Annotated in this window: 15 protein-coding genes; 11 read left to right on the forward strand and 4 right to left on the reverse strand. The window is 52.5% G+C overall.

Going from position 1 to position 14,705, the window contains the following annotated elements; translation table 11 throughout:
* The first annotated feature begins 4 nt into the window (after positions 1 to 4).
* Genes HNR45_RS03000 through surE form a run of 5 tightly spaced genes read left to right on the forward strand, consistent with a single transcriptional unit; the run spans position 5 to position 4,117 of the window.
* Complete coding sequence (locus HNR45_RS03000; protein WP_034437286.1) at positions 5 to 745, forward strand: WecB/TagA/CpsF family glycosyltransferase; 741 nt, start codon at positions 5 to 7, stop codon at positions 743 to 745.
* The gene (locus tag HNR45_RS03005; RefSeq protein WP_235020632.1) at positions 745 to 1,389 is read left to right on the forward strand and encodes a phosphatidylserine decarboxylase family protein; all 645 of its coding nucleotides are present in this window, start codon (positions 745 to 747) and stop codon (positions 1,387 to 1,389) included. The genes HNR45_RS03000 and HNR45_RS03005 overlap by 1 nt, the downstream gene beginning before the upstream one ends.
* Entirely contained in the window at positions 1,382 to 2,074 is a 693-nt protein-coding gene (gene pssA, locus HNR45_RS03010) for a CDP-diacylglycerol--serine O-phosphatidyltransferase (protein WP_024047971.1), read from the forward strand. Before HNR45_RS03005 ends, pssA begins: the two co-directional genes overlap by 8 nt.
* 1 nt (position 2,075) lies before the next feature.
* Complete coding sequence (locus tag HNR45_RS03015; RefSeq protein ID WP_159822998.1) at positions 2,076 to 3,338, forward strand: glycosyltransferase family 2 protein; 1,263 nt, start codon at positions 2,076 to 2,078, stop codon at positions 3,336 to 3,338.
* 11 nt (positions 3,339 to 3,349) lie between these two features.
* Positions 3,350 to 4,117, forward strand: coding sequence for a 5'/3'-nucleotidase SurE (surE, locus tag HNR45_RS03020; RefSeq protein ID WP_184327530.1), 768 nt, complete (start codon positions 3,350 to 3,352; stop codon positions 4,115 to 4,117).
* A 37-nt stretch (positions 4,118 to 4,154) separates the two neighbouring features.
* Here surE and HNR45_RS03025 read toward each other — a convergent pair whose 3' ends face one another.
* Positions 4,155 to 5,291 carry an amidohydrolase gene (locus tag HNR45_RS03025; protein WP_159822994.1) on the reverse strand — a complete coding sequence of 379 codons (1,137 nt, stop codon included), beginning with the start codon at positions 5,289 to 5,291 and terminating at the stop codon, positions 4,155 to 4,157.
* Between the two features lie 201 nt (positions 5,292 to 5,492).
* On the opposite strand from HNR45_RS03025, the gene HNR45_RS03030 reads away from it, so the two are divergent.
* Together HNR45_RS03030 and HNR45_RS03035 are read left to right on the forward strand one after the other, a co-directional pair.
* A complete protein-coding gene (locus tag HNR45_RS03030; RefSeq protein ID WP_081944121.1) occupies positions 5,493 to 6,224 on the forward strand; it encodes a nucleoside recognition domain-containing protein in 732 nt (243 codons plus the stop codon).
* Positions 6,217 to 6,684, forward strand: a complete 468-nt coding sequence (locus HNR45_RS03035) for a YjiG family protein (protein WP_034437282.1) — start codon at positions 6,217 to 6,219, stop codon at positions 6,682 to 6,684. The genes HNR45_RS03030 and HNR45_RS03035 overlap by 8 nt, the downstream gene beginning before the upstream one ends.
* Before the next feature lie 44 nt (positions 6,685 to 6,728).
* Here HNR45_RS03035 and HNR45_RS03040 read toward each other — a convergent pair whose 3' ends face one another.
* Genes HNR45_RS03040 through HNR45_RS03050 form a run of 3 tightly spaced genes read right to left on the reverse strand, consistent with a single transcriptional unit; the run spans position 6,729 to position 9,382 of the window.
* Complete coding sequence (locus HNR45_RS03040; RefSeq protein WP_200841504.1) at positions 6,729 to 7,448, reverse strand: cysteine hydrolase family protein; 720 nt, start codon at positions 7,446 to 7,448, stop codon at positions 6,729 to 6,731.
* 44 nt (positions 7,449 to 7,492) lie between these two features.
* Positions 7,493 to 8,314 (reverse strand): alpha/beta fold hydrolase, encoded by an 822-nt coding sequence (locus HNR45_RS03045; RefSeq protein WP_159822992.1) that lies wholly within the window; start codon positions 8,312 to 8,314, stop codon positions 7,493 to 7,495.
* 15 nt (positions 8,315 to 8,329) lie between these two features.
* Complete coding sequence (locus tag HNR45_RS03050; protein ID WP_159822990.1) at positions 8,330 to 9,382, reverse strand: ABC transporter substrate-binding protein; 1,053 nt, start codon at positions 9,380 to 9,382, stop codon at positions 8,330 to 8,332.
* Between the two features lie 528 nt (positions 9,383 to 9,910).
* Between HNR45_RS03050 and HNR45_RS03055 the strand changes: the two genes are divergently transcribed.
* The 4 genes from HNR45_RS03055 (at position 9,911) to HNR45_RS03070 (ending at position 14,693) form a co-directional block, all read left to right on the forward strand.
* The gene (locus tag HNR45_RS03055) at positions 9,911 to 11,461 is read left to right on the forward strand and encodes an S-layer homology domain-containing protein (protein WP_159822988.1); all 1,551 of its coding nucleotides are present in this window, start codon (positions 9,911 to 9,913) and stop codon (positions 11,459 to 11,461) included.
* Positions 11,462 to 11,632: 171 nt separating this feature from the next.
* Complete coding sequence (locus HNR45_RS03060; protein WP_159822986.1) at positions 11,633 to 12,457, forward strand: Cof-type HAD-IIB family hydrolase; 825 nt, start codon at positions 11,633 to 11,635, stop codon at positions 12,455 to 12,457.
* Positions 12,447 to 13,349, forward strand: a complete 903-nt coding sequence (rapZ, locus tag HNR45_RS03065) for an RNase adapter RapZ (protein WP_024048933.1) — start codon at positions 12,447 to 12,449, stop codon at positions 13,347 to 13,349. Before HNR45_RS03060 ends, rapZ begins: the two co-directional genes overlap by 11 nt.
* 3 nt (positions 13,350 to 13,352) lie before the next feature.
* Positions 13,353 to 14,693: a gluconeogenesis factor YvcK family protein gene (locus HNR45_RS03070; protein ID WP_024048932.1), complete on the forward strand. Its 1,341-nt coding sequence runs from the start codon at positions 13,353 to 13,355 to the stop codon at positions 14,691 to 14,693.
* Positions 14,694 to 14,705: the final 12 nt, after the last annotated feature.

The raw sequence follows: 14,705 nt of genomic DNA on the forward strand, positions 1-14,705 counted from the left end.
TTCCATGCAGTGGGAACGGCATTCGATTCTGGGCGTTGCCATTGACGCCCTCACACTCGAAACCGCTGTCGCGCAGGTGGACACTTGGCTCGCGCAAAAGGAAACGAAATTTATCGCCACCGCGAATGCGGAAATGGTCATGCGCGCGTATAAAGATCCCGCGTTCGGTCAGGTATTGGCCGCGGCGGATATGGTGCTCGCGGACGGGGCGGGAATTGTTTGGGCCGGTGAACAGCTTCATAAGCATTTTCCGGCACGCGTAGCGGGTATTGATTTTATGACCGCGCTCGTGGAACGTGCGGCGCAAACGGGAACCAAGATGTATTTCTTCGGCGGTGCGCCCGACGTCGCCGCCGAAGCGGCGCAGCGGCTGGAAAGCCGTTTCGGCACGCTGCCGATTGTCGGCGTGCGGGACGGCTATTTTTCCGCGTCGGAAAATGACGCGATTGCCGCCGACATTCGGGAAAGCGGCGCGCAGCTTTTATTTGCGGGCCTCGGCGTTCCGAAGCAGGAGTATTGGCTGACGCGGATGCGGCCGCAATTGCCGGGCATTGTATCGCTCGGTGTGGGCGGTTCTTTTGACGTGCTTTCCGGTCGATTAAAACGGGCGCCGCTTTTCTGGCAAAAAAATCGCTTGGAATGGTTGTATCGTTTGGCTCTTCAACCGTCCCGGTTACGGCGGATGGGAGCGTTGCCGCAATTTATGTGGCAGGTGAAACGTTCCGCCAACCGAAGGAGGAAATAATATTGTCACAGATCACGATCGTGAAAGAAGGCTATCCCTTTATAGGGGGAGCTCTTTTCGTCGCGCTCCTGACAGGGTTGCTGATATCATGGCACTGGGCCTTGTTGCCTTTTCTATTTGCGCTTTTTTTCACCTTCTTCTTTCGTTCGCCCCGGCGGAATGTGCCGCGTGACCCCGACGTGCTTGTGTCACCGGCCGACGGCACCGTGATGCGGGTCGAAGAAGTAGAGGAAGAGTTGTTTTTGGGTGCGCCCTGTTATAAAGTTACGATTTTTTTATCCGTATTTGATGTGCATGTCAATCGCAGTCCGATGGCGGGTGATATTACGTTTCGTCAATACACCTGCGGCGGTTTTCGCCCCGCGTTTCAAAAAAGTGTAGGTTATGAAAACGAACGCCACACGATCGGTCTTGAAAACGAACGAATTTCGATTGTCGTTACGCAGATTGCGGGCCTTTTGGCGCGCCGCATCGTGTCCTGGAAAAAACTGGGCGATCGGTTGGGTAAAGGCGAGTTATACGGAATGATCAAGTTCGGTTCGTGCACGGAAGTGTTTATGCCGAAAAATGTGGCTGTTTGCGTAAAAAAAGGGGATCGTGTGCGCGGCGGCGAAACTGTTATCGGGAGAATAGTAGATGCGTAAAGAATGGATACCGAATCTTTTTACGGCTTTAAATATTGCCATGGGAACACTGTCCTTGATGTTTACCGTGCAGGGAAATTTCGACGCGGCCGCCTGGGCGATTTTGCTCGCGGCGGTGGCGGACGGTTTGGACGGACGGGTGGCTCGCGCGTTTGGCGTGGCCGGAGATTTCGGTAAAGAGTTGGACTCATTATGCGATGTGGTATCGTTCGGTGTAGCGCCGGCGGTTTTGCTCTATACTTGGCAAATGGCGCTCATGCCGCTCGGTTTGGGCGCGATGGCCGCTATGCTTTTAGCGGTCTGCGGCGCGATGCGCTTAGCTCGCTTCAATATTAATACGGATGTGGTGCACGGCTTTTTCATGGGGATGCCGATCCCGACGACGGGATGTTTGGCGGCGACCTATGTGTTGTCGGATGCGCCGTTACCGGTGTATCTTACCTGGGTGCTGACATTGGTATTGGCATGGGTGATGGTCAGCGAAATGCATTACCCGGATTTTAAAGGTAAAGCCGCCGATCCGGTGCAGAAAAAAGCGCTGGCGGCCGTGGTCGTCATCGGCTTGCTCTTGCTGTTCGACGAACCGTCACGCTGGGCGTTTGTATTCTTTTTTATGTACTTCTTATTCGGCATTTTAAATACAATTTGGAATCGATTGGATCGATCCGGCGGAAGGAGAGCGTAGTATGACCTATTACATGGATATCATCATGGTACCCATCCAGATCATCGTGGCGCTGTTCACGGTGTACTACACGGTCTTGGCTATTTCTGGCATGTTCCGCAAAAAAGAGGTCAAGATCCTGACGCCGAAAAATCGTTTCGCCATTATCGTCGCGGCGCATAATGAAGAGCAGGTTTTGGGCGCGCTGATTGATAATCTTTTCATGCTGAGATATCCGCGTGAACTTTACGATGTCTATGTCGTCGCCGACAACTGCACCGACGGTACCGCGCAACTCGCTCGAGATCACGGCGCCATCGTCTATGAACGATTTAATAAGGAAGAGGTCGGCAAAGGCTATGCGATGGACTGGCTGTTTCATAAGGTTTATGAAACAGGTATTGAATACGACGCCTTTTGCGTATTCGACGCGGATAACCTCGTCCATCTGGATTTTCTGACGGAAATGAACAGCCGTTTGGAAAAAGGCGAACAGGTTATTCAAGGTTACCTGAGCGCGAAAAACCCGTCGGATACATGGGTATCCGCGACGTTCGCGATGGCGTTTTGGATCATCAATCATCTGTGGCATCTGGGCAAGTATAATATCGGTCTTTCCACCGCGCTCGGCGGCACGGGCATGTGCATTTCGAGTCGGGTTCTGCGAACCTACGGTTGGGGCTGCAACTGTTTGACGGAAGATATGGAGTTTTCCATGAAAATTCTGTACGAGGGCAATATTCGTACGACATGGGCCGACGACGCTATTGTTTACGATGAAAAACCGCTCCGCTTCATGCAGTCATGGAACCAACGTAAACGCTGGGCGCAGGGACACTTTGACTGTGCCGGACGGTACATTCCCAAATTATTCAAACGCGGTTTTTCGACCGGTAATATTCGCATGCTTGACGGTATTTTACAATTGTCGCAGCCGCATTTTATGCTGCTTTCGACCTTTTATTTATTGATGACTTATGTAAACGCTTCTGTCCCGTTCTTTACAAATGTGTTGTATAATGACCGCGTTATGCCGGTGGAATTTTGGACGACCATCGGTACCTTGCAATTTATTTTGCCGATTATCGTATTGTGGCGGATCAACGTTCCCAAAAAAGTTTGGCTGTACATTCCCATGTATCCGATCTTCATTTATTCTTGGGTGCCGATTACCTTCCTGGGATTCCTGAACCGACATAAAAAAGAGTGGAGCCATACCCAACATACGCGGCAAATTTCGTTTGATGAAGTGCCGTTACATTTGGACAGTAAAGGACCGAATTAATGCATATTTTCATGTCAAATGACGATGGGATTGAAGCGCGTGGCTTGCGCATGCTGGCGCGCGGCTTAGTGGATCTCGGTGAAATTACGCTGATTGCGCCGCATCAGGAGTGCAGTTCGAGTTCGTCGGCGCTGACTTTGCGGGAGCGTTTGTATCTCAAGGAAGAGCATACGGGCGAACCGCGTTTCAAGGCGTTTTCTTTTACCGGGCGACCGGCCGATTGCGCGAAATTCGGCATCTCGTATTGGTTGCAGGACACGCCGCCGGATTTGGTGGTATCCGGGATCAATAACGGTTATAACGTCGGCAGCGACGTGACTTACTCCGGAACGGTGGCGGTCGCGCTGGAAGGGCATTACGAAAAAATTCCGTCGCTTGCGGTTTCGGGGCAGACATTTGATGAAGAATTTTTGGAACGGGCGGTGCCTTTTGTTCGTGACTTTATCCAAAAAGTTTTCGTGAAAGGGAAATATCCGGGATTGCTGAATTTAAATATTCCCAATATTCCCGAAATCAACTGGCAGCATGTCAAAGTCTGTCGTCAGGGCCTGCAGATTTATGAAAACGCGATCACGTCAGCGGTGGATGAAGACGGTCAGATTTACTACCGTGTCAAAGGACGCGCGTTGCCGGATTCGGATCATGAAGACGATGTCTACTTTTTGCATCGCGGCTGGATTACGGTGACGCCGCTGACCTGGTATCAGGGTGCGGATCAGGAGATCGGCGCGGTGGAGGATCTGTTGCATTCGATTGCGCAACGAGAAGTGAAGAAATAAAAAAAGACGAGCTCAGCTCGTCTTTTTTGTTGCGGTGTTAGCGGTTGTGTTCGCCGTTATATTTTGAATTTTCGCCGAGCACTTTGGATACGGCCGTTTTCAGAATTTTTTTGCCGTACGTAAGGGCCTCGGTGTTGAAATGCATATTCGGCTGATGTAACCCGGGCTTGAGGTCGGCGCCCAGACCGTAAAAGCCGACGTGCAGATTCGGTTTGGCGATGACGTAGTAGCAGAAATCTTCGCCGCCCGGTGTGGTCTGCGCCGGCAGCGTGTTTTCGCGGCCGAGCACTTCGGCAATGCTATCTTCCAACAGTTCGCACATGTCGTCGTTATACTCGGCGGCCGGTAAATCGATCAATGTTTTGCAGGTGCAGGTGCAGGAAAAAGCGGCGACTGCGTTTTCCACGGCGATTTTGATTTTTTCATTGAGCTCTGCCATGGTATCGTTATCACCGGCGCGCATATCAAAAGCGAGCAATACTTTGTCAGGGATCGCGTTTGTCGCGCCGGAATCACAGAGGCAGCGGGTGGCTTTGACGCTGAACGAACGCTCCGGATTCGGTTGGATTCCCGTGGCGGCGAGTATCGCCAGTGCCGCCGCGTGCAGAGCGTTGTGACCCAAATGCGGGCGCGCGCCGTGCGCGCGTTGTCCTTTGATTTCGAACTCCACGGTGTGGCTTGCCGAGTAGTAGAGGGCGGCGATCGCCTGTCCCAATTTCGCTTCCTGGATCGGACGGACATGTTGCCCGATCAGATAATCGACATCATCCAACACGCCGCTGTCGACGATCGTGTACGCGCCCTGGCCGATTTCTTCCGCCGGCTGGAAAATCACTTTCAGCTTACCGCGTTTGACGATGCCTTCTTTAATAATTTCTTCTCCGGCCGCCAGAGCCATTGCCGTGTGGCCGTCATGACCGCAGCTGTGGATCGCGACATGCTTACCGTCGACGATATGTCCGAGCGCATCCATGTCGGCGCGTACGGCCATTGTCGGACCGGGTTTGCCGCTGTCGAAGATGCCGACGACACCGGTGTGCCCGCCCAGTCCTTCCGTGACGTCAAAGCCGGCTTCCCGCAGCGTTTTGGCCACGAATTCGGACGTTTTATGCTCCTCCAACCCAAACTCCGGGATGGTATGTAAATATTCTCTGAAATCCTGTTCTCTTGCCATACTATTCCCTCCTTTAGTACCAACAGTATAACACAGTCGCTTACGCCAAACGGACAAATTCTAATTTGTGACTAAAATATGTTGGTAAAGCAAATGATAAATGTTATAATGGACGTAATATTTTTTTTAGGAATACTGTATTCCGCCCGACGCGAGCCTTGGCATCGCGCGGTTTTTTTAACAGGAAGGAAGGGGATGCAGATGGCAGAAGAAAAGCAGAAAACTGTTGCGCCGCAAGGCCAACCTGCCGAATCGACAACAAAGTCGGATCGACGGCAGGAAGCGGAGCGTCTGCTCGGCGGTAAAGTCGGCATCGGCGCTTACATCGCGTTGATTGCGGCCATTATTTTTTTCTCCGGCATTTTGATGAAAGTCGACGGTATGAAGTGGTTGAGCGCGTTTGACTATACGACCTTGATCGGTAAGTACGGTACGATGAAAGTACCGGAAAAAGCGACTTGGCTCGGTATGGGCGGGTTCTCCGCACGGCAAGGCTTTTTATTCGCGCTTTCGTTGGCACCGTCCGTGATGCTTGCATTGGGCGTGATCGAAGTGCTTGCACAATACGGCGCGATTCGCGCGGCGCATAAGTTGATGACGCCGCTGTTGAAACCGATTTTAGGCTTACCGGGGCTGACGGGACTGGCGCTGATTACGGACTTGCAGAGTACGGATGCCGGTGCTGCGCAGACGAAAGAATTGTTTGATGAAGGTCTGATCAGTGACAAGGAACACACGGTTATGACCGCTTGGCAGTACAGCGGCGCGGGCATGATCAGCAATTACTTCGCCACCGGTTCGGCGGTATTTGCGGTATTGACCGTACCGGTTATTTTGCCGTTGGGAATTATTTTTGTCATGAAATTTGTCGGCGGCGCCTTTGTCCGCTTTATGTTAAGTACGGTTTACGGAAAGGATTTTGCCAATGAATAACACAGATACGCAAAGCAAAAATCCTTTTGACGTATTCGTCATCGGGGCTCGCAAAGGTTGGAACATCGCGGTCAACAATATGATCCCGAACGTCTTGATGGCGTTTGCGATCGCGCACATTTTGGATCTTCTGGGTGTGCTCAATTTTATGAGCGTGATTTTCGGACCGGTCATGGGGATCTTCGGCCTGCCGGGACAGGCGGTCATGGCGCTTTTGACAGCGTGGCTTTCTCTTTCCGCTGGCGTCGGCATGGCGGTATCGCTCGCGGGGCAGGGCCTTTTGAACGGCACGCATTTGACGATTTTATTGCCGGCGATGGTTCTGATGGGATCGCAGCTGCAGTACATGGGTCGACTGCTCGCGGTCGCCGATGTCAAAAAGAAATACTGGCCGCTGCTGATGCTGACCAGTATCTTGAATGCTGTAATTGCCATGTTCATCATGCGCATATTGGCGTAATGACAAATAAAAAGCACACCTTTCGGTGTGCTTTTTTTATTGCGTTATTTTGTATGTTTTTCCCGCGCTTCGTCAAGCAGAGCGATCGTTTGATCGGTGGAAAGTACCTGGCAATAAATCAGGTTCATGATTTTCAGCTCCGCGTCGTGGAGTTCCTGCGTCGCGGCCGCGCACGCATCTTCTACGCAAATGACTTGGAAACTGTCGTCCGCTAAGCCGCGCACCGTTCCGGCGACGCACTGATCGGTGACGATGCCGCCGACAACCACCGTTTTAATGCCCATATTGCGTAAAATACGGCAAATATTCGTACCGGTCGTCACACTGTCGGTCGTTTTGTTGAAAACAAGCTCATTGTCTTGCGGGGTGAGTTCTTCCAACATCGCAGCTTCCTGCGAATCGGCATGAATGAAGATGCCGTTCCAGCCGTCCGATTTCTGTACGGTTTCCCGATCTTCTCCGTCAGGCAGCAAACAGGCGATTCGCCCGAATGTAACGCGCAACTGATGCTCGCGGAAATAATCGAGCAGGCGGCGCGAGTTGGGGATGGTCGTCGTTTTCAAACGATCGCGGAAATATTTCCAGCGGTCCCATGTGCCTTCTTTTTTCAATTCCAGCGCTTCGCCCATTTCGTCATGAGCGAATTCGTTTTGCAGATCGACGAGAAGCAAGGCCGTCGTTTTCGGATCCAGATTGAGCTCCGGATAGGTTTCGACGTCCTGGTAGTAAAACGAACGGTACTTCGGATCGACTTGAATTTTCATGAAAGACCTCCTTAAAAATATACACTTCTTTTTTATTACCAATATTACTTCCCAAAGGAAATGACAGCCTGATTGAATTTTTCCGGCTGTTCAAAGAAAAAGAAATGACCGGCCTCGGTAAATTCTTTATAATCGCCGCGCGGCAACAAGGTCGTGATATGCTGACCCTGCGTGACGCCGGCGGGGAAGACGTGATTGTCCGAACTCATGACAAGTGTCGGCACGCTGACGGTCGGCAAGACCGCGGAAAAATCATTTGTCAGGTAATCGTTGTAAATCGCGACCGCGCTCCATGGAGCGGCGGCGCGCATGTCCTCGAGAGCAAACCCCGCATCGGCGGGCGGCTCTCCGTGCCAGCATTTTTTGAAAAACGCTTCGGTAAAACCGTCGCGATCGTTAAGGTATTGGTTGACCTGCGCATTCCATTGATCCGCGTTGAAACCTTTCAGCGCATGACTATTCCAACGCTCGGGACTGTAGGGGAACGGCGTCATATCGATCAGCAGCACGCCCGTGACGCGGCCTTCCGTACCGAATTGGTCCCAGTAGGAAAGCACGGTCGGTCCGCCGAGCGACCAGCCGCCTAAAATCACGTCCTGCAAACCGAAATTTAAGATAATTTCGTGAATATCGGAAGCATATTGACGGATCGTGTGCCCCGCCAATGTTTTTTGGGAGCGGCCGTGACCCCGCAAGTCCCAGGTGATGACCTGAAAGTGGCGATTGAGTTCGTCACGATTTTTTTGCCAGCAGCGCCCGGAACAGAGCCAGCCGTGACACAACATCAGCGGTCGGCCTTTGCCGGAAATCTCCACGTAGAGTGACGTGCCGTCTTTGGTCTTGAAATACAGCGATCCGTTTTTCATACTCCACCTCCGAAATTACTTTAAACTGTCATATGCGGCCTGCCAGCTTTGTGTTCGAATACAGGCTTCGGCCGCGAGGTCATGTTCCATAAAACCGTTGGCCCGATACCAGGCAATTTGCTTGGCGATATCATCGGTTGCAAGTTTACCGTCGCGATCGATGTAGGGAAGACTGCGACTGACATCGGCGGCCGGCGTTTGCGTATACCGGCTGATGATTTCGACCACTTCGCGAAAACGCGCATCCGTTTCCAGACGTTTGGCCGGCGTCATCGCCGGTGCGTCGGCGAACACCGCATCATAGTAGTCTCTGCAGGCGCGGATATACGCTCGCATAAAACGCTTCCCAGCGTCATTATTTTGGGCAAAACGCGGCGCGTAAAAAACGGCTGAGGTCTGATAGGTCAAGCGTTCTCCCACCGGCGTCAGCAATTTTACCTGACCGCTTTCCAACAGCTGGGAGGCAAAGGGCTCATTGACAATCGCGCCGTCAATTTGTCCGGATGTCAGCGCCGCTAAAACGGCGCTCACTTTGCCGAGGTTCGCATAATTTACCGCGGTGCGATCCAAGCCTGCCTGCTCAAGCAAATGGCCTGCCATGTACTGGTAAGTGGAACCCGCCTGCGTATTTCCCAGCGTTTTCCCCGCCAGATCTTTCACCTCGTGCACACCCGCCGCATACGCTTGCGGCGTCACGACAAGAAAGCTGCCGGAGTGTTCGGGAACTTCCCGACCTTTATCGGCGACAAGATAGGGAACCTGCCCGGCCGCCGCCAAATTGTAAAGACCCGCCGTCAAACCGGTAGCGCCCACGTCAATGGCGTTCGATGCCGTCGCGACAGCGATCGGTTGCGCCGCGTCAAACCAGACCGGTTCCGGCGCAATGCCCTCCTCCGCAAAATATCCTTTTTCGATGCCGATAAAAAGCGGCGCGGAACTGGCCAGCCGCAACATCCCCACTTTAACGGGGATTGGTGCTGCGGAAGGGGACGCGGACTCTTGACCGCAACCGGCCAGCATCAATATTCCTAAACAAAGCGCCAGCAGGCGCCACAGGATTTCTTTCATAATACCCCCTTACTTTACATTTATTATACCATTCTTGACTCGTCAGTGCGTGTGAAAAGCATATTTACTATAAGCGCAGACCAAATACGATTCGTTTGGCCGTAAAACGATATTGATATTATGCGAAAGTATCATAAATAGGCAGTCAGCGTGCGCGTTTTTCGGTCGGCGAATCGACTAGTCGGCGAATCGACTACAAGAAAATATATAAATAAAATCTGCCAAGCAAAAATATTATGTTTGCATCGCGTCCGCACCAAATATTGTATTCTACTCAAAATTGATTCAGCCCCAAAGACGAGTATTTAAAAATTTTACAGAATACCGTCAGTCATGCGGCCGGGAGATTTCGGAAGAAGTTTCTTATACAGTTAGTAGTATGCATTTCTGTGGCGCATCAAAAATAAATTTAAGCCTTGACGTATCGGGCTGTTTTTTTTATAATAAACGAGATGAATTCATAAATTTATCAAATAATGTTAGACTTTTAAGCACCTAATTGAGAATACAAAGTAGAGGAGTTTATTTATGAAATTAAAATCCGCAACATTATTGCTCGCGTTGGCGGGTATGGTAAGCGCGCAGGCCGCGCAACCGTTCAGTGATGTAACGCCGCAGGATTGGGCGTACCAAGCGGTGCAGCAGCTGGCTGCCGAAGGGATCATCGAAGGGTATCCCGATCGGACGTTTCGGGGAGAAAACGCGATCACCCGTTACGAAATGGCGCAATTGGTCGCCCGTGCGATGGTCAGAGAAGACTGGATGAATGCTGAACAGCAGCAACAGTTACAACAACTCGAAGCGGAATTTGCGAAAGAACTCAGCAGTCTGGGCGTTCGTGTCAGCGCACTGGAAGACCGTGTCGGCAATGTGAAAGTCAGCGGCGCGGTTCGTTTATCCTACCAGACCGGCGATTCGGATATTCGTGACGGTTACGGCAGCGGTGATGATCGTGTCGAAGCGAAAGCCGATATTAAATTCGCCGCCCAAGTCAGCCCGAAAACCACGGTGACCACGGTTTTGGAATCCACGCTCAACCTCAACGGCGAACCGTACACGGATGCGGGGTATGACGGATTTAAAGGCTACAATAACTATGAGAATTTGGAAGTCAAATATCTTTTTGCGCAGCATCATTTCGACAAAGGCTCGCTTGTTTTCGGTAAATACCGCGCGGACTTGGGCGTAACCGGTATTTTCTACAATGACGCGTTCAGCGGTATCGGTCTGACTTTAGGGGACCCGACGCGGGGCAGCCATGTTAAAGTTTCCTACGGTAATGTACAGAACCTGAATATGCCGTTTGTCCATCCGATGCTCGCTGCCTACGACATTCAGAGTCGTGAAGATCATTCGGCATTTACACCGGAATCGTTATTCCTCGAATACGCCTATCACCAGCAGCGTAAAGTCGATTTCACCGCTTGGCATTTGCTTCCGAGCAGCAAAACCGGCGAAGTCGTTAAAGTGTACGGCGCAGGCCTGTCCGTTTGGCCGCATCCGTTCGTCAACATTCATGGCGACTATATTTTGAATAACGCGAAAAACATAGTGAATAACGAAAAACCGAAACTCTGGACCGCCGGCGCGTCTTTCGGCATCGCGCATCCGGCGTATCCGCGTTCCTTCCAGGTCGGTATTGATTACTTCTCCAGCGATGCCGGTTCGTACTTCGGCGGCAACAAATTAGAAGTACTGCGTCCGTACCTGAGCGGCATGCAACAAGCGGATGCTCACTTCCTGCAAGGTGATTCATGGAAACCGACGGGCAACCCAATCTATGATGGCGCGCAGGCGCAAGTCAAACAGCAGCTGGAAGCCATTTACGGTAACCAATCGACCGCGTCCTACTTCGCCGACATGATGGAGGAATGGACATTCGATCCGAAAAATGCGCCGAGATACTTCCGCCAGAACTACAATCGAAAACACGGCGGCGCGGAAGGCTGGATGGCCAGTCTTAAATATGTACCGGTGAAAAATGTGTACATGGAAGCATTTTACGTCTTCGATGCAAAAAATAAAGCGGGTGCAAAGCTCGACGATACGTTCCGCATCCAGGCGACCTATCTCTTCTAATGATAAAAAAGCGGCTTCGGCCGCTTTTTTGTTGCGTCATTTACAACACCGGTGATTCTTGTCAAAACCTGCTGTAAAAAGGAACGCAAAAGCGCGTTAAAAGACTGTCAAGTAAGGGCAAGAGGAGATGGAACGCGCCGCTCCGTGTTATAATACACTCGAGGTGATAAAGTGAATCCAAATATTCGTATGTTGGCGATCGACATGGACGGCACGCTGTTGCATGACGACACGACGATTTCGCCATACACACATGACATATTGACGCAGGCGTTGGCGGCCGGCGTGCGGGTGGTTGTGGCGACAGGGCGCATGTTTTGCTCGGCGCGACAACTGGCGACCGAACTCGGGCTGGGCGATGTGCCTCTGGTCACGTATTCGGGTGGCTTGATCGCCAAGTGCATTTCCGGTGAAATTTTATATCATGCGCCGATTCCGCTGGCCACCGCGCGCGAAATCGTGGCGACGGCGCGCGAGTTGGACGCGTTCGTACATGCCTATGTGCATGATGAATTGTGGGTGCGCTTTCGCGACCGGCGCGTTGACGATTACGAGAAACGTTGCCGCATCGAAGCGAAAGTGATCGGTGCTGAAATGGATGCATTAGCAGCCGCGCCGACGAAACTTTTGATTAATGAACCCGATCCGCAAAAAATAGCGCGCATAGCCAAAGTATTGCGGGAAAAATTTGCCGGGCGGGTGCACTTTGTACAGTCATCGCCGATGTTCTTTGAAATGGTGGCGCCTCACGTCAGCAAAGGGGTCGCCGTCGAGCAGCTGGGACTTCGGTACGGTATCGGTATGAAACAGACGATGGGATTCGGCAACGCGCAAAATGATTTCGATCTGTTGCGTGCGGTCGGCTGGCCGGTGGCGGTCGCCAATGCCGTGCCGGAACTGAAAGCGGTAGCGGGGTATATTGCGCCGAGCAACAATGAGGACGGCGTCGCGAAAACAGTCGCGAAATATGTATTGGAGGCAAATGATGGCCGGTGATTTTCAGCTGATTATTATGACGGGCATGTCCGGGGCGGGAAAGTCTCGCGCACTCCAAATTTTGGAGGACATGGGGTACTTTTGTGTGGACAATTTACCGCCGGTACTGATTCCGAAATTCGCGGAAATCTGTCGCGAAGGCGGTCCGAAAGTCCAGCACGCGGCGCTGGTTGTCGATATTCGCGGCGGTGAATTTTTCACGTCGCTCGTGGACGCGCTGCAACAATTGGCGGCGGGCGGTTACCATTACCGGCTGCTCTTTTTGGATGCGACGGACAATGTGCTGGTACGCCGCTATAAGGAAACCAGGCGGGCGCACCCGCTGGCGCCGCGCGATCGCATTTTGCAGGGGTTGCAAAAAGAGCGCGCGCTTTTGCGCGGTATCAAGGAGCAGGCGGCCTCGGTAATCGATACGAGCGAACTTTCTTTGCAGGGATTAAAGGGTCTGTTGCAGCAGCAGTTTAAAAATTACAGTACGGCGGAAGGATTCAATATTACGGTGGTGTCATTTGGATTTAAGTTCGGCACGCCGCTGGATTTGGATATGATGCTGGATGTGCGTTTCTTGCCGAATCCTTTTTACCTGGATGAATTGAAACACTCGTCGGGACGGGTACCGGCGGTGAGCGAGTATATCGGCAAGTGGGATGTCACCAAGGAATTCATGCAAAAACTCACGGAATTGGTCGATTTTCTCACGCCGCACTATGAGCAGGAAGGCAAGCAGCAGTGGGTCATCGGCGTCGGCTGCACGGGCGGGATGCATCGTTCCGTTTGGGTAGCCGAAGCACTTTCTCGCCACTTCAAAGAAGCGGGTTACAGTGTATCAACGGAACACCGCGATTTATTTAAAAATGACGTGCACGAGGATTACGCGCCGGCAAAGGAGTAGCTTATGTGGCATTCGGCATGGCGCTGGCTCTATCCGGGGCTGCGCATCAAACGTTGGGTTCTGCTCTTTTCGGTAGGACTTTTGCTCTTGGTCTTAGGTCTGACAACTATTATTAACTACCAGGTTTTCGGTGTGCTGGAAGAATTTTTGTTCCGCGTTCTTTACGAGATGACGGGACGTTACAATTACACGTTGCTCGCCGGCGTCGGGGCGGTCCTGATCATCGTCGGCGCGCTGGTGATGATTTTCTCGTTCCAGCGTTTGATGCAGCGCATTTTGCAGAGCATCGCGCCAGAAGGCTCCGGCAAAGTCAGCCAGATGATGTTGGAACGCGCACGGCGGGATCGGGGACCGGCGATCGTCTCCATCGGCGGCGGTACCGGCCTTTCGAAACTGCTGCGCGGTTTGAAAACGAAAACGTCCCATTTGACAGCGATCGTGACCGTCGCCGACGACGGCGGTTCATCGGGCCGCCTGCGCGAGGAAATGGATATTATCGCGCCGGGCGATCTGCGTAACTGCCTGGTGGCCATGGCCGACAAGGAAAGTCAGATGGAATACATCTTCCAACACCGTTTCGGCGGCACAGGGGAATTGGCCGGACACAGTTTGGGCAATCTTTTCCTGGCGGCATTAATGGAAGAATATAAGGATCCCGTTTTGGCGCTCGAAGCGGCGAGCGAAATTTTAAATGTGCGCGGGGAAGTGGTACCGGCGACGACCGAGCCGGTGCGTTTGCGCGCAGAGATGACTGACGGCGTCTGCGTAATCGGTGAATCCGAAATTCCGGAGTACGGCGGTCGCATTCAGCGGCTGCATATTTTACCGGATATGCCGCAGGCGGTGACGGCGGCCTTGGCGGCGATCGAAGCGGCGGATGTCATCACGCTCGGTCCGGGGAGCCTTTACACGAGTATTTTACCGAATCTTTTGGTGCCGGAAATTGCGACCGCCTTGCGGCGCAGCGATGCCACCAAAATTTATATCTGCAACGCGATGACCCAACCCGGTGAAACGGACGGCTATACGGTGGCGGACCATTTGCGGGCGTTGATCGATCATATCGGGCCGGGAGTGGCGGATTACGTTTTGGTGAACGATTACGCGCCGGCCGGCGAAGTGCTCGAACGTTACGCGGCCATGGGATCCTATCCCGTGGTCTGCGATACCGAAGCGGTGCAGGCGCTGGGCGCCAAAGTCGTGCGCGCGAAACTGATCGCGGACGGCATGACGGTAAGCCATGCGCCGGACCTGGTCGCCGATGCGATTGTGAATATGGTGCACGCGGTGCAGTCGGATCTTCATCCGCAATTATTGGATTACTATTTTGATCGCAGTTTATAAGCGTCAGAAAGG

The organism is Negativicoccus succinicivorans (genome assembly GCF_014207605.1).
In the GTDB taxonomy this organism is placed as follows: Bacteria; Bacillota; Negativicutes; order Veillonellales; family Negativicoccaceae; genus Negativicoccus; species Negativicoccus succinicivorans.

What these genes read in the sequence shown, in the direction of transcription:
- HNR45_RS03070 (WP_024048932.1), top strand. Translation starts at nt 13,353, where the DNA reads ATGTGGCATTCGGCATGGCGCTGGCTCTATCCGGGGCTGCGCATCAAA.
- rapZ (WP_024048933.1), top strand. Translation starts at nt 12,447, where the DNA reads ATGGCCGGTGATTTTCAGCTGATTATTATGACGGGCATGTCCGGGGCG.
- pssA (WP_024047971.1), top strand. Translation starts at nt 1,382, where the DNA reads ATGCGTAAAGAATGGATACCGAATCTTTTTACGGCTTTAAATATTGCC.
- HNR45_RS03030 (WP_081944121.1), top strand. Translation starts at nt 5,493, where the DNA reads ATGGCAGAAGAAAAGCAGAAAACTGTTGCGCCGCAAGGCCAACCTGCC.
- HNR45_RS03050 (WP_159822990.1), bottom strand. Translation starts at nt 9,382, where the DNA reads ATGAAAGAAATCCTGTGGCGCCTGCTGGCGCTTTGTTTAGGAATATTG.
- HNR45_RS03055 (WP_159822988.1), top strand. Translation starts at nt 9,911, where the DNA reads ATGAAATTAAAATCCGCAACATTATTGCTCGCGTTGGCGGGTATGGTA.
- surE (WP_184327530.1), top strand. Translation starts at nt 3,350, where the DNA reads ATGTCAAATGACGATGGGATTGAAGCGCGTGGCTTGCGCATGCTGGCG.
- HNR45_RS03000 (WP_034437286.1), top strand. Translation starts at nt 5, where the DNA reads ATGCAGTGGGAACGGCATTCGATTCTGGGCGTTGCCATTGACGCCCTC.
- HNR45_RS03035 (WP_034437282.1), top strand. Translation starts at nt 6,217, where the DNA reads ATGAATAACACAGATACGCAAAGCAAAAATCCTTTTGACGTATTCGTC.
- HNR45_RS03015 (WP_159822998.1), top strand. Translation starts at nt 2,076, where the DNA reads ATGACCTATTACATGGATATCATCATGGTACCCATCCAGATCATCGTG.
- HNR45_RS03025 (WP_159822994.1), bottom strand. Translation starts at nt 5,291, where the DNA reads ATGGCAAGAGAACAGGATTTCAGAGAATATTTACATACCATCCCGGAG.
- HNR45_RS03045 (WP_159822992.1), bottom strand. Translation starts at nt 8,314, where the DNA reads ATGAAAAACGGATCGCTGTATTTCAAGACCAAAGACGGCACGTCACTC.
- HNR45_RS03040 (WP_200841504.1), bottom strand. Translation starts at nt 7,448, where the DNA reads ATGAAAATTCAAGTCGATCCGAAGTACCGTTCGTTTTACTACCAGGAC.